This is a genomic window from Arthrobacter sp. MP_M4 (assembly GCF_035984855.1).
Classification (GTDB): Bacteria; Actinomycetota; Actinomycetes; order Actinomycetales; family Micrococcaceae; genus Arthrobacter.
Window position 1 is genome coordinate 238,670 of record NZ_JAXCHX010000002.1, and the last position, 12,863, is coordinate 251,532.

A 12,863-nucleotide genomic window follows, 5' to 3' on the forward strand; every position below is an offset into this window, starting at 1 on the left:
GCCGGGAATCTGCGGCGTGTGCGGCCAACCCGCCGGTGGCGGCGTTCAGAAGCGGGGACCTTCCTTCGGGCCGGCGCCGAAGCCGGCCGCCCGGTAACTCGGTAGGATTCTAAGCATGGAAGCCGCGCAGGAAGCCCCGGACCGTCCGCCCCTGGATGTGAGCGCCCTCAGCGATGAGGCGTTCCTTTCCGCCAACGGCATTCCGCAGGTGACGGTGGTGGACACCACCGGATCCACCAACGCGGACCTGCTGCGGGGCGCCACAGAGGATCCCACGGCGTTTCCGGACCTCACCGTGCTGACCGCTGAACACCAGAGCGCCGCCCGCGGCCGCCTGGACCGCCGGTGGGAGGCGCCGGCCGGCAGCTCCATCTCCGTCTCGCTGGTGCTGCGCCCGGTCAACGCCGACGGACGCCCGTTGCCCACCCAGACCTACTCCTGGCTCTCGCTGCTGTCCGCGCTGGCCCTGCGCGAGGCCCTGCTGGACACGGCCGGGCTGCCGGCAGAGCTCAAATGGCCCAACGACGTCCTGGTCCGGGGCAAGAAGATCGCCGGCATCCTCGCCCAGCTTGGTCCCATGTCCGGCGGCGCCGTGCCGCCCGTGGTGCTCGGCACCGGTCTGAATGTCACCCTCACCGAAGCGGAACTTCCGGTGCCCACGGCCACCTCCGTCCTGCTGGAACACCCGGTCACGGTGGACCGCACCGAGCTGCTCAAGAGCTACCTGTCCCGGTTCGCCACGCTGTACCGCAGCTTCTGCAACGCCGACGGCGATCCCACGGCCGGGCTGGCCGGCGGCGCCTCACTGCACAACCGGGCCGAACACCTGATGACCACACTGGGCAAACAAGTCCGCGCCCAGCTCCCCGGCGATTCGGAAATCATCGGCCACGCCACCCGCCTGGATGATTACGGCTCCCTGCTGGTGGTGGACTCCGGGGGCCACGAGCACGTGGTGACCGCCGGCGACGTCGTGCACCTGCGGCCCTGGACACCGCCGGGCGAGGGAAGCGCCGGCGCCGAAAGCGGCTATGCGTAAGGAGCTCCTTCCGGGCGAACAAGTGATCGTGGTGACCCGGCCGCAGCCAAAAACCCTGATTTTTCCGGCACTGCTGTTCATCCTTGTTCCTGCCCTCGCCGCCTTTTGTTGCGCCTGGATCGTCAAAGGCGGAGCGGCCAGGCTCGCCCCGATGATCGTCAAGGAAACGAAGGAATCGACGCCGTGGCTGATCGGGGTGTGCGTGGCGTTCGCTGCCTGGGTGCTGCTGGGGTACTGCCTGCCGCGGGCCATGACCTGGCACGCCACCAGATACACGCTCACCAGCCGGCGGCTTGTCGCCCGCTACGGCATGCTTAGGCGACGGGACCAGCAGGTATTCCTGGCCACGGTTCGTAATGTGGTCATCCACCAGTCCTTGCTCCAACGCGTATTGCGTTCCGGGAATATATCCTTGGAAACCGGGTATCCCGCCAGCATGGTGGTTCCCGACGTCCCGGAGGTCGCGATGTTCCGGAGTTTTGTCCTCGACGCCATCAGCGATCTCCCGCAGGAGGTCCCGGGGCCCGTGGGCATGATGGACGATCCTGAAGCGGCGTGGCCGTGGGAGACGAGAGAAGGTGGAAGAGATGGGCGCTGAAAACGTCAACCGGGAAACGGGACTGCTGGCCGAAGAGCCGTCGCACATTTCCGATGCCCTGGTCGAGTCGGCGAGCCTTGAGGCCGCCGTCCTCGATTCCGTAACAGGGAGCCTCAGCGACGGCGCCGCCGAGTCCGCCGGGGACGCGGGCGCACCGCCGTCCCTGTCCGGACCCGGGGAACCCGGGGACCGCGGTGAACCCCGCGAACCCCGCGGCCCGGCAGCACCCGACGCCGTTTCGCCGCCCACCGGCACCATGTCGGCCGAACGCATCGCGCTGAAAGCCCTGGAACAACGGCTGCTCGGTGGCGAACGCAAACTGCGGCGCCGTGAAGTCGCCTCCGGCGCCGGGCTGTCCCTGCTCTCCGCCCGGAAACTCTGGCGCGCCCTCGGCTTTCCGAACATCGGGGACGAGGATGTTGCCTTCACCGAACGCGACCAGTCGGCGCTGAACACCATCGTGGACCTGGTCCGCGCCGGCAAACTCACCGAGGAAGCCGCCATTTCCGTCACCCGCGCGATCGGGCAGATGACCGACCGCATGGTGGTCTGGCAGGTCGAGGCCCTCGTGGAGGACATGGTCCACCAGCAGGGCGTCTCGGATGCGGTTGCCCGCAAGCGCCTGGTCAACGAGTTGCCCTCCCTCGTGGATGCGCTCGAGGACATGCTGGTCTACTCCTGGCGCCGCCAGCTTAACGCCGGAGTCCAGCGCCTGGCCGTCCGGGCCGAGGCCGGACTGGCGTCCAGCGAGGAGGGACGCGAGGGCGACGAGGACGATGCACCGCTGCCGCTGGCCCGCGCGGTGGGCTTCGCAGACCTGGTTTCCTACACCAGCCTGTCCCGCCGAATGAACGAAAAGACGCTCGCCCAACTGGTGCAGCGCTTCGAGAACAAATGCGCCGAAATCATCTCGGTGGGCGGGGGGCGCCTCGTCAAGACGGTGGGCGATGAAGTGCTCTACATCGCGGAAACCCCTGCGGCCGGGGCCGAAATTTCCCTTGCCCTCTGCCATGCCTTCACCGAGGATGAAATCCTGCCCGAGGCACGCGTCGCCATGGTCTGGGGCCGCATCCTCTCCCGGCTCGGCGACATCTACGGACCTACCGTCAACCTGGCCGCCCGGCTCACCGCCCTCGCGGATCCCGGGACCGTCCTGGTGGACTCCATGACCGCTGCCGCTTTGGAAGACGACGAACGGTTTGTCTTCCGGCCGCGGCCGGCCGAGGACGTCCGCGGGTTCGGCGAAATCCACCCGGTCCAACTCCTGCGCGGCAGCGGCCACGGCCTCGTCCTGGATTAGGGGGTCCGCTGGCCCGCGCATCCCGCGGACCGCCGTTAAGCAGCTGCGCAGGCGGGAACGAAAATACCGCCCGGTCCTTTCCCCTGCCGCGCCGATCCCCGGTAGTATCCCGGTAATGACGAGCCCGGCCCGGGCAGCGTACAAGGGGGAGATTCCAATGCCGGACACGCTTGACCTGGCGCCCGCCCACGTCCGACCAGATTCCACCGTCCACTTCGGTGAACATCCCTTCTACCTAGGACAGGCATGAACTCCCAGCCGGCCGCCGTTCCGCCCCCCGCCTCCTCCACCCCTTCCCCCGGCGTTCGGCTCAACGTCGGCTACGGCACCGACCGTGGCCTGCGCCGGGAAACAAACGAGGATTCCTTCATAGCCTCCGACCCTGTCTTTGCCGTCGCTGACGGCATGGGCGGCCACGAGGCCGGCGAGGTCGCCAGCGGTATCTGCGTCCGCACTCTTGCCCGGATCCCGCAGCTGGCGGCCGGTGCGCGGAACACCACCGCCGCCGACGTGCAGGAACTCCTGCAAATGGCCGATGAGAGCATCCGGGAGGCCACCGGGGCCAGGGCCGGCACCACACTCTCCGGCGTCGTGGTGGCGGAGCAGGCGGGTTCCCCCTGCTGGCTGGTCCTGAACCTGGGCGATTCCCGGACGTACCGCCTCAGGCACGGGGAGCTTCGGCAGGTCAGCGTCGACCACTCCGAGGTCCAGGAACTCGTGGACGCGGGCCAGATCACTGCGGCCCAGGCGGCTGTGCACCCCCGCCGTCACGTCGTCACGCGCGCACTGGGCACCGGGGATGCGGTCGAGGCCGACTACTGGCTGTTGCCCATGGCCGAAGGCGACAGGATCTTGGTGTGCTCCGACGGGCTCAACGGCGAACTCGACGACGAACACATCGCCGGGATCCTCCGCTCCCGCCCCGACCCCCAGGCGGCCGTGGATGAACTCATCCAGGCGGCCCTGCGCAGCGGCGCCCGGGACAACGTCACCTGCATTGTCCTTGACGCGACCGGCGTCGGCGATACGGCGGCGCCGGTCACCGGACAATGTCAGTGATCTAGGGCAGGATAGGTCTGTGAGCACAGGGAACACTGCAGCAGAAGCCCAGACCCAACCCCCCTCGGACGCCGTGCGCGACGAATACCAGGTCCTCGTCGAGGAGGTGCGCAAGCACCGCACCGCGTACTACCAGGAGGACGCGCCCGTCATTTCGGACGCCGAATTCGACGACCTCTACCGCCGGCTGGAAATCATCGAGGCCATGCACCCGGAACTCGTGGCCAACGATTCCCCCACCCAGGAGGTGGGCGGCGAAGTGTCCGCCGCCTTCGCCGCCGTCGAACACCTGCAACGCATGTACAGCCTCGAGGACGTCTTTTCCCTGGCGGAGCTGGAGGCCTGGATCGCCAAGGCCGAGGCCAACATCGCCAAGCAGGGCAACGGGGCGCCGGCCTGGCTCACCGAGCTCAAAATTGACGGCCTCGCCGTGAACCTGCTGTACCGCGACGGCGTGCTGGTCCGGGCCGCCACCCGCGGCGACGGCACCACGGGTGAGGACATCACCCACAACGTCCTCACCATCAAGGAAATCCCGCAGCAGCTCCATGGCACCGTCTTTCCGGCCGAGCTGGAGGTCCGGGGCGAGGTCTTTATTCCGTCCAGGGCCTTTGCCGATTTCAACGAGGCCTTGATCGAAGCCGGGAAGGCACCCCTGGCCAACCCCCGCAACGCCGCCGCCGGTTCGTTGCGCCAAAAGGACCCGGCCGAGACCGCCAAGCGTCCGCTGCGGATGTACGTGCACGGCATCGGCGCCCGCGACGGCCTCGAAACGGCCAGCCAGTCGGACACGTACCGGCAGCTCGCCGAATGGGGACTGCCCACCAGCCCGTACACCGAGGTCCTGCCAGGGCTGCGGGAGGTGCTGGAATTCATCACCCGCTACGGCGACAAACGCCACAGCCTGGCCCACGAGATCGACGGCATCGTGGTCAAGGTCGATGACTTCGCCACCCAGCGTGCCCTCGGCTATACCTCCCGGGTTCCACGCTGGGCCGTCGCCTACAAATATCCGCCCGAGGAAGTCCACACCAAACTGTTGGACATTGCGGTCAACGTGGGCCGCACCGGCCGGGTTACCCCGTTTGGCCTGATGGAACCGGTCAAGGTGGCCGGTTCCACCGTGGAGATGGCCACCCTGCACAACCAGGAGGTGGTCAAGGCCAAGGGCGTCATGATCGGTGACATCGTGGTGCTGCGCAAAGCCGGGGACGTCATTCCGGAGATCGTGGGCCCCGTCCTGGCCCTGCGCGGGGAGCAGGATCCGCCGGTCCGCGAATTTGTCATGCCGACCGAATGCCCCGCCTGCGGCACGCCGCTGGCGCCGGCCAAAGAAGGGGACGTGGACATCCGCTGCCCCAACGCCCGGTCCTGCCCGTCGCAGTTGCGCGAACGGGTGTTCCACCTCGCCGGCCGCGGTGCCTTCGACATCGAAGCCCTCGGCTGGGAAGCTGCCATCGCCCTGACCCAGCCCGCCGAGCCGGAATCAGCACCGCTCACCACCGAGGCGAACCTGTTCCGACTCAAGCCCGAAGACCTCGCGGACGTGCGCATCCGGCGCGAAAAACGGTCCAAGGGCGTCGCCACCGGCGAGTTTGAGCTGGTGCTGTACTTCTACAGCCGAGGCAGCGCGAAGACGCCGTCCAAGCCCACGGCCAGCACCGAGAAGCTGTTCCGCGAGCTGGCGAAGGCCAAGGCCCAGCCGCTCTGGCGGGTTCTGGTCGCGCTGTCCATCCGGCACGTCGGACCCCGCGCTTCCCGCGCCCTCGCCACGGCGTTCGGCAGCATGGACGCCATCCGGCAGGCCTCCGAGGAGGAGCTCGCGCACGTCGACGGCGTCGGGCCGGTGATCGCGGCCGCTCTGACCGAATGGTTCACCGAGGACTGGCACCGCGAAATCGTGGACGGCTGGGCGGCCGACGGCGTCCGGATGCAGGACGAACGCGACGAGTCCATGCCGCGGACGCTGGAGGGCCTGACAATCGTGGTGACCGGAAGCCTTGAGGGTTTCAGCCGGGACGAGGCGAAGGAAGCCATCCTCATCCGCGGCGGCAAGGCTGCCGGTTCCGTGTCGAAAAAAACTGATTTTCTGGTGGCCGGCGACAACGCAGGCACCAAACTGGACAAGGCCGAACAGCTCGGAGTGCCGGTCCTGGACGAGGACGGCTTCCGCGCCCTCCTCGCCGACGGCCCGGCGGCCCCTGCCGGGGACCCTGTGGCCGCCGCCGGCGCAGCTGACGAGGCCCCCGCCGGGAACGGCGGAGGCGACGGCGCCCGCGAGGACGCCGAAGAAAACCATCAGGAAGTAGTCCCCGAGTGAGTGCCGCAAACCCGGCCGGGTCCGGCGACCGTCCGGCCGCGTTGCTGGACCTCGCGCAGCGGGCAGCAGCCGCCGGGGCCCACGTCCTGGCCGGCCGGAACGCTGCCGACCTGGACGTCAGCAACAAGGGCGACTCCGGGGACTGGGTGACCGCCTTCGACCTCGCCGCGGAAAGCGCCGTCCGGGACGTCATTACCGCGGCGCGGCCGTTCGACACCATCACCGGGGAAGAAGGCGGCACCTTCCTGCCCACCTCGCCCAGCGGCTACCGCTGGTCCATTGACCCTCTCGATGGCACCACCAACTTCATCCGCAACATCGTGTACTACGGCACCTCGGTGGCCGTCGCGGACCCGGACGGCGTCTGGCTGGCCGGCGTCGTGAATGCTCCGGCCCTGGGCCGGACGTACTATGCCCTCCGTGGCCAGGGCGCGTGGCTGAAGGAGGCCGGCAGGCTGACGCAGCTGTCCGGTCCGGTTGCCGGGCGCACCGGACAGATCCTGGCTACCGGATTCAGTTACCACCCCGGCGTCCGGGCCGAACAGGCGGCCGGTCTGGGCAGCATCATGGACGGCTTCGCCGACGTCCGCCGCCTCGGCTCAGCCGCCCTGGACCTCTGCCTCGTCGCGGACGGCACCCATGACGCTTACGGTGAACGGGGCCTGAACGAACACGACTTCGCCGCGGGAGCCTTGATCGCCGAGGAGGCCGGGTGCTGGGTCCGCCGTCCCCGGCTGACCAGCCCGCTCGCCGGCGGACCCTCCGACGACGAACGCCTCGCCGCCTGGACCTGCGCCGGGACGTTGGAGCTCGCCGGGAAATTCCCGCTGTAACCGGCTGCGGCAGACGCTGTTCTGATAGTTCGGTCACAGAAGACCGGTGTCCGGGGACCGGAGAGGCGCGCCCGCCCGTAGCATGGACACGTGCATTCCCAGATCCTCATCCGTTCCGCGGTTCCCGCCGACTACGACGCCATCGCGCGTATCACCACAGATGCGTACCTGGCCGCAGGCTATTTCGAGAGCGCAGACCACCCGTACATGCGCCAAATCCAGGACGTGCCCCGGCGGGCCGCTCACGCCACCATCTGGGTAGCCGAACGCGCCGGGCGCGTTGTGGGCTCCGTGACGCTGGCTGTCGCCGGCGAACCCTACGCGGACATTGCCCTGAGCGATGAGCTGGAATTCCGGATGCTCGTGGTGGATCCCGCCGTCCAGCGCAGCGGTGCGGGCAAGGCCATGGTCCACGCCATCCTCGACCACGCCCGGGTATTGCCCGGAATCAACGCCGTGGCCCTGACCACCGGCCTGACCTGGGAAAGCGCCCATGGGCTGTACCTCAAGACCGGTTTCCAACGGGCACCGGATCGCGACTGGATCGTGCCGGACACGGACATCAAGTTGCTCGTCTACCGCCAGGAGCTCTCAGGCGGAACGGCTATTGCCGGGGAGGGCTGCTGATGCGTTGGGGTAGGGTTTGGGTTCATCGAAACATGTTGGCACGCACGCAATCTGGAGGAACCATGGCAGCGCACATCCCCGATTCAATCGACGGGAAGCTCCTCGGCCTCTACCTCTCGGACCACCTGACCGGCTCCACCGCCGGCGTGTCCCGGATCCAGCGCATGGCGGAGGCCTTTGCCGACACCCCGGTGTCGGCCGACATTTCCCGCGTCAGTGAGGAGATCACCCGGGAGCGGGCTGAGCTTCGCGCCCTGATCCACCAGTTGGGCTTGCGGCAGCGGCCGCACCGCCAGGCGGCTGCGTGGGTGGCCGAGCACGTCGGCCGGCTCAAGCTCAACGGGCGCATCGTGCGCCGGTCCCCGCTGACCATGGTGCTGGAGGCGGAGTTGATGCGCGCAGCGGTGCTGGGCAAGCTCGGCGGCTGGCAGACCCTAACGGAACTGGCACCCGAGCTGGGGCTGGACCCCGCCCGGTTCACCGCGCTAGCGGACGACGCCCGGTCCCAGATTGAGGCCCTCAGCCGCGTTCACGAGCACGCCCGCAGCAACGCCTTCCGCAAGAGCGGGGATATCAGCAACTGACGGCGTTGCCGGGCGGCATCAGGTACCGGCGCCCGGCGGGAGTCCGTAACGGTGCTCCGGCCGCCCGGTGCTGCCGTACCGCAGCTGGATGTCGACGGCGCCGTCGTCCGCGAGCGCTGACAGGTACCGCTGGGCGGTGGCCCGGGACACCCCGACCCGGGTGGCGACCTCGGCCGCCGAATACTGCTCATCCGGTTCGAGCGATTCCAAAACGGCCGCTTCCGTGGCGGACCGCGGCTTGGCGGTGACCGTGACGTCCCCCGGAATGAGCGCGCGCTTGGCCCGCTCCACCGAGTCCTGGGTGGCGTTCCCCGGCTGGGCCAGAATCCGCCGGTATCGCGCGTAGGAGCGCAGCTGCTGGGAGAGGGATTCGGCCGTGAACGGCTTCAGCAAGTAGCCCAGTGCGCCGCGCCGGAACGCGACCCGGAGCGAGGCGGTATCCGAGGCGGCACTGAGGATCATGGTGTCCACGTCCAGCTGGTGCAGCAAATCCAGGCCGGAAGCGTCCGGCAGGTAGACATCCAGCAGCACCAGGTCCGGGCGCAGGCTGTGGATGGCCTGCAGTGCCTGTGACGCCGAACCGGCAGGCGCCAGCGCCAGGAACCCCGCCACGGAATCCACATAGGCTGCATGCAGCTTGGCGACATGGAAGTCGTCGTCCACGATCAACACCCGGAAATCCTCAGACATCATTGTCCCTTTCGTTGAATTGGGTGGTCCCCGGCAGCGTTGCCATGAACACCGCTCCGGGTCCTCCCGCTGAACCACGGTCCAGGACCCGCACGTCCCCGCCGCGGCGGCGCGCCAGCTGGCGGGCGAGGGCGAGGCCGAGCCCCTGCCCGGCACCCGCCCGGGCCGGGCGTTTTGCGGTGGTGAATCCCTCGGTAAACACCGCGTCGTCGCCCACTGCATGGTCGCCCTCTGCATAGTCGCCGGGTGCGGCGGGCAGCCCGTCGCCGGAATCGCCGACGACGATCAGCAGCGTGCCGCCGTCGGCGCCGGGCTCGTCGAGTACCTCCACCTCCACCCAGCGCTCCGGCGCCGAGCCGCCGACGGCGGCGTTCACGGCGTTGTCGATCAGGTTCCCCAGGACCGTGGTGACTTCCTGCGGCTCGGTGACCTGGCCCCGGACCAGCGTTTCGGGGCCGAGACGCAGGCTCACGCCGCGTTCATCCGCTTCCACGCCCTTGGCGCCCAGGAAGGCCTGCAGGTAAGGGTCCTGGAGCAGCTCGGCCTGGTCCACCGGGAATTTCAGCGGTCCGGTGGCGGCCAGCCGGGCCAGATAGTCGCGGGCCTGCTGGGGCTGTCCAAGGCTGAGAAAGCCGGCGATGGTGTGCACCTGGTTGGCGAACTCGTGCCGCTGGGCCCGGAGGGCGGCAGACAGGGTGCCCACGGCGTCGAGCTGGCGGGTCAGCTGCTGGAGCTCGGTCCGGTCCCGCAGCATGAGGACCCAGCCCAGGTCCTCGCGGCCGTGCAGGGCCTTCCGGGCGCTCGCCACCAGCACCCGGCCTCCGGCGACGAACTCCACCGCGTCGCCTTCCGCAGCGTCCGCCCGGGTGAGCCGCAGCAGCGGGGCGGGCACGTCTGCCTCTGCCCACGGCGTTCCGGTGAGATCGGGCCGGCCCAGCAGGCGCCGGGCGGCGGAGTTGAAAACGCTGATCCGGCCGTCCGCTGCGACGCCAATTACGCCGTCGTCGACGCCCTGCAGGACCGCCACCTGGTCGTGGACCAGGGTGCTGATTTCCTCCGGTTCCAGGCCCAGTGTCAGCCGCTGGAGGCGCCGGCGCAGCAGGAAGGAGGCGAGGATGCCCACCAGCAACGCACCGGCGGCGGTCAGGGCGATCGGAACGATGTCCCGGGCCAGGCTTTGGCCGATGGTCTCGGTGGAGTAGCCCACGCTGACCTCGCCCACCACGGCGTCCGTGTCCGGGGCGTACACCGGTACCTTGGCGCCGGCCGAGGGACCGAGGGTTCCGGTGTTCCGGGTGGTGACTTCCTTGCCGGACAGGGCTTCGGAAGGGTCGGTGCTGACCCGTTCGCCCAGCCGCTCGGCGTCCGGGTGCGCCAGCCGCAAGCCGGTCTCGTCGGTGATCACCACAAACAGCGCGCCGGTGCGGGTGCGGGCGCCCTCCGCGGCGGCCATCAGGGGCCCGGCCAGGAGCTCAGCGGCCGGGGGAGTGCCGGTCCGGGCGCTGATGTCCTGGACATTCATCCGCACCTGCGGGTCCGAGGCTACGGTCCGGGCCAGCGTCAGGGCCTGGTTCTCCGCCTCGCGTCCCAACCGGTCATAGGTGAGCCAGCCGTGGACGGCGCTGGTCAGGAGCACCACCAGCACCACCACCGCCAGCTGGAGCAACACGGTCTGGGTGGAAAACCGCAGGGGGGCGCGGCCGATCGAACTCCGGACGGTGGAACGGAGCACAGCGGACCTCCTTGGGTGTGAGCACAATGCGCAAAATGCGTCCAACAAGCAGTATGCCAATCAAAGGAGGCAAAGGCCCAGCCGTGACGTGCGCCACTCTAACGTCTGTTGTACGCATCACACCGGGGTGGTGCGATTCAACAACGAAGGAGCCGGCCGTGCTGGTATTACTAGGATTCACCATGATCGCGGTATTCATGGTGCTGATCATGACGAAGAAGCTGACGCCGGTCCTGGCGCTCATTCTCGTCCCCACCGTCTTTGGCCTTTTCGCCGGCGCCGGGCTGGGCATCGGCCCCATGGTGATGGACTCCATGAAGTCGATGACGTCCACGGCAGCCCTGCTCATGTTCGCCATCATCTACTTCGGCCTGATGATCGACGTCGGGCTCTTCGACCCCCTGGTGCGGTTCATCCTGCGCAAACTCGGCAACGACCCCGCCAAGGTGGTCCTCGGCACCGCCGTCCTCGCCGCCGCGGTGTCGCTCGACGGCGACGGCTCCACCACCTTTATTTTGACCACCGCGGCCATGCTGCCGGTCTACCTCCGCCTCAAGATGAGCCCCGTGGTCCTGACCTGCGTCGCCGGTCTGGCCAACGGCACCATGAACATCCTGCCGTGGGGCGGCCCCACCGCCCGTGCAGCCACCGCGTTGAAGCTTGACGTCAACGACGTCTTTGTTCCCATGATTCCTTCGCTGATCGCCGGACTCATCGTCGTGTTCGTCTTCGCCTGGCTCCTGGGCCTGCAGGAACGCAACCGCCTGCGGAGCGTCGCGCCGGAAATTTGGGGTGGCGACGCCGTTGCAGCTGGTCTGTCCGACGCCGGAAACGGGACCGGCGGCTCGGGCACCGGCGGCACGGGCCCGACGCCCGGCGCACGCATCCCTCGCACCGGCAACGGTACCGGCGTTGCAGTCCTGGAGCGCACGGACGTCCTTGTCGATGACCACGACACCGCCATGGCGGACACTGCACTGGACCCCAACCGCAAGACCCTGCGTCCCAAGCTGTTCTGGTTCAACCTCGGCCTGACAGTTGCCGTCATGGTGACGCTCGTTGCCAACATCATCCCGCTCCCGTTCGTCTTCATGGTCGGTTCCGCCGTCGCCCTGCTGGTCAACTTCCCGAAGGTCAAGGACCAGGGTGCCCAGCTGATCGCCCACGCCCCGTCGATCGTCGCAGTGGTCAGCATGGTGATGGCCGCCGCCGTCCTCACCGGTGTCCTCAACGGCACGGGCATGGTCAAGGCAATGTCCGAATGGCTCGTCGCCATCATCCCCGCCGACATGGGTCCGTTCATGGCCATCATCACCGGCGTGCTGAGCATCCCCATGACGTTCTTCATGAGCAACGACGCCTTCTACTTCGGCGCACTGCCGGTGCTCAGCGAGACCGCGGCCCACTACGGCGTCAGCGCCGCGGACATGGCCCGCGCGTCCATCACCGGCCAGCCGTTCCACCTGCAGAGCCCCCTGGTCCCCGCGATCCTGCTGCTGGTTTCCCTCGCCAAGGTGGACCTGGGCGACCACCACAAGAAGGTCCTCTGGCGCACCGCGGTCATCTCCCTGGTCATGTTGGGAGTCGGAGTCCTCACCGGAGCCATCGGCATCGGCTGACGAACCCCACGAGCACCAAAAAACAACGAGACTGTCGAGTTCGGGGATTTTCCGGACTCGACAGTCTCGTTCGGTGCGGGTAGCACGGCGGTGACGGACGGCGGCCACACCGAACCCACGTAGACTGGGACGGAAAATAATCCTTTACCTGCAGGGGAGATCCATGGCTGCGATCAACCGCGACGACGTCGCGCATCTCGCGCGACTCGCGCACATCGAGATGAGCGCTGAAGAGCTGGACCGGATGGCCGGCGAACTCGCCGTCATCGTCGATTCAGTGAAATCTGTAAGTGTTGCCGCCGGTGATGACGTCCCGGCCACGTCCCACCCCATCCCGCTGACGAACGTGTTCCGTGAGGACATCGTGGGCCACACTTTCACCGCCGAGCAGGCACTCTCCGGCGCCCCCGACGCATACGAAGGCCGCTTCAAGGTCCCGGCAATCCTGGATGAGGGCTAAGA

General features: G+C 68.3%; 12 protein-coding genes. 10 read left to right on the plus strand and 2 right to left on the minus strand.

What is annotated here, in order from left to right; all coding sequences use genetic code 11:
• The first annotated feature begins 115 nt into the window (after positions 1–115).
• The 8 genes from RCH15_RS03505 (at position 116) to RCH15_RS03540 (ending at position 8,360) form a co-directional block, all read left to right on the plus strand.
• Complete coding sequence (locus RCH15_RS03505; RefSeq protein ID WP_326958077.1) at positions 116–1,039, plus strand: biotin--[acetyl-CoA-carboxylase] ligase; 924 nt, start codon at positions 116–118, stop codon at positions 1,037–1,039.
• On the plus strand, positions 1,032–1,637 hold the full coding sequence (locus RCH15_RS03510; RefSeq protein ID WP_326958079.1) for a PH domain-containing protein: 606 nt from the start codon (positions 1,032–1,034) through the stop codon (positions 1,635–1,637). Before RCH15_RS03505 ends, RCH15_RS03510 begins: the two co-directional genes overlap by 8 nt.
• Positions 1,627–2,937: an adenylate/guanylate cyclase domain-containing protein gene (locus RCH15_RS03515; RefSeq protein ID WP_326958081.1), complete on the plus strand. Its 1,311-nt coding sequence runs from the start codon at positions 1,627–1,629 to the stop codon at positions 2,935–2,937. The genes RCH15_RS03510 and RCH15_RS03515 overlap by 11 nt, the downstream gene beginning before the upstream one ends.
• 246 nt (positions 2,938–3,183) lie before the next feature.
• Positions 3,184–3,996 (plus strand): PP2C family protein-serine/threonine phosphatase, encoded by an 813-nt coding sequence (locus RCH15_RS03520; protein ID WP_326958083.1) that lies wholly within the window; start codon positions 3,184–3,186, stop codon positions 3,994–3,996.
• A gap of 19 nt (positions 3,997–4,015) precedes the next feature.
• On the plus strand, positions 4,016–6,316 hold the full coding sequence (ligA, locus tag RCH15_RS03525; protein ID WP_326958085.1) for an NAD-dependent DNA ligase LigA: 2,301 nt from the start codon (positions 4,016–4,018) through the stop codon (positions 6,314–6,316).
• Positions 6,313–7,149 (plus strand): inositol monophosphatase family protein, encoded by an 837-nt coding sequence (locus RCH15_RS03530; RefSeq protein WP_326958087.1) that lies wholly within the window; start codon positions 6,313–6,315, stop codon positions 7,147–7,149. The genes ligA and RCH15_RS03530 overlap by 4 nt, the downstream gene beginning before the upstream one ends.
• A gap of 90 nt (positions 7,150–7,239) precedes the next feature.
• Positions 7,240–7,776, plus strand: coding sequence for a GNAT family N-acetyltransferase (locus RCH15_RS03535; protein WP_326958089.1), 537 nt, complete (start codon positions 7,240–7,242; stop codon positions 7,774–7,776).
• A 62-nt stretch (positions 7,777–7,838) separates the two neighbouring features.
• Entirely contained in the window at positions 7,839–8,360 is a 522-nt protein-coding gene (locus RCH15_RS03540) for a hypothetical protein (RefSeq protein ID WP_326958091.1), read from the plus strand.
• 18 nt (positions 8,361–8,378) lie between these two features.
• Here RCH15_RS03540 and RCH15_RS03545 read toward each other — a convergent pair whose 3' ends face one another.
• Positions 8,379–9,050 carry a response regulator gene (locus RCH15_RS03545; protein ID WP_326958486.1) on the minus strand — a complete coding sequence of 224 codons (672 nt, stop codon included), beginning with the start codon at positions 9,048–9,050 and terminating at the stop codon, positions 8,379–8,381.
• Complete coding sequence (locus tag RCH15_RS03550) at positions 9,043–10,782, minus strand: sensor histidine kinase (RefSeq protein WP_326958093.1); 1,740 nt, start codon at positions 10,780–10,782, stop codon at positions 9,043–9,045. Before RCH15_RS03550 ends, RCH15_RS03545 begins: the two co-directional genes overlap by 8 nt.
• A gap of 158 nt (positions 10,783–10,940) precedes the next feature.
• Between RCH15_RS03550 and RCH15_RS03555 the strand changes: the two genes are divergently transcribed.
• Together RCH15_RS03555 and gatC are read left to right on the plus strand one after the other, a co-directional pair.
• Positions 10,941–12,401 carry a CitMHS family transporter gene (locus RCH15_RS03555; RefSeq protein ID WP_326958095.1) on the plus strand — a complete coding sequence of 487 codons (1,461 nt, stop codon included), beginning with the start codon at positions 10,941–10,943 and terminating at the stop codon, positions 12,399–12,401.
• A 163-nt stretch (positions 12,402–12,564) separates the two neighbouring features.
• The gene (gene gatC / locus RCH15_RS03560; protein ID WP_326958097.1) at positions 12,565–12,861 is read left to right on the plus strand and encodes an Asp-tRNA(Asn)/Glu-tRNA(Gln) amidotransferase subunit GatC; all 297 of its coding nucleotides are present in this window, start codon (positions 12,565–12,567) and stop codon (positions 12,859–12,861) included.
• Positions 12,862–12,863 lie beyond the last annotated feature (2 nt).

Bases quoted from the DNA above. Each gene is read 5' to 3' on its own strand.
- RCH15_RS03505 (WP_326958077.1), top strand. From the start codon at position 116: ATGGAAGCCGCGCAGGAAGCCCCGGACCGTCCGCCCCTGGATGTGAGC.
- RCH15_RS03510 (WP_326958079.1), top strand. From the start codon at position 1,032: ATGCGTAAGGAGCTCCTTCCGGGCGAACAAGTGATCGTGGTGACCCGG.
- RCH15_RS03515 (WP_326958081.1), top strand. From the start codon at position 1,627: ATGGGCGCTGAAAACGTCAACCGGGAAACGGGACTGCTGGCCGAAGAG.
- RCH15_RS03520 (WP_326958083.1), top strand. From the start codon at position 3,184: ATGAACTCCCAGCCGGCCGCCGTTCCGCCCCCCGCCTCCTCCACCCCT.
- RCH15_RS03540 (WP_326958091.1), top strand. From the start codon at position 7,839: ATGGCAGCGCACATCCCCGATTCAATCGACGGGAAGCTCCTCGGCCTC.
- RCH15_RS03545 (WP_326958486.1), bottom strand. From the start codon at position 9,050: ATGTCTGAGGATTTCCGGGTGTTGATCGTGGACGACGACTTCCATGTC.
- gatC (WP_326958097.1), top strand. From the start codon at position 12,565: ATGGCTGCGATCAACCGCGACGACGTCGCGCATCTCGCGCGACTCGCG.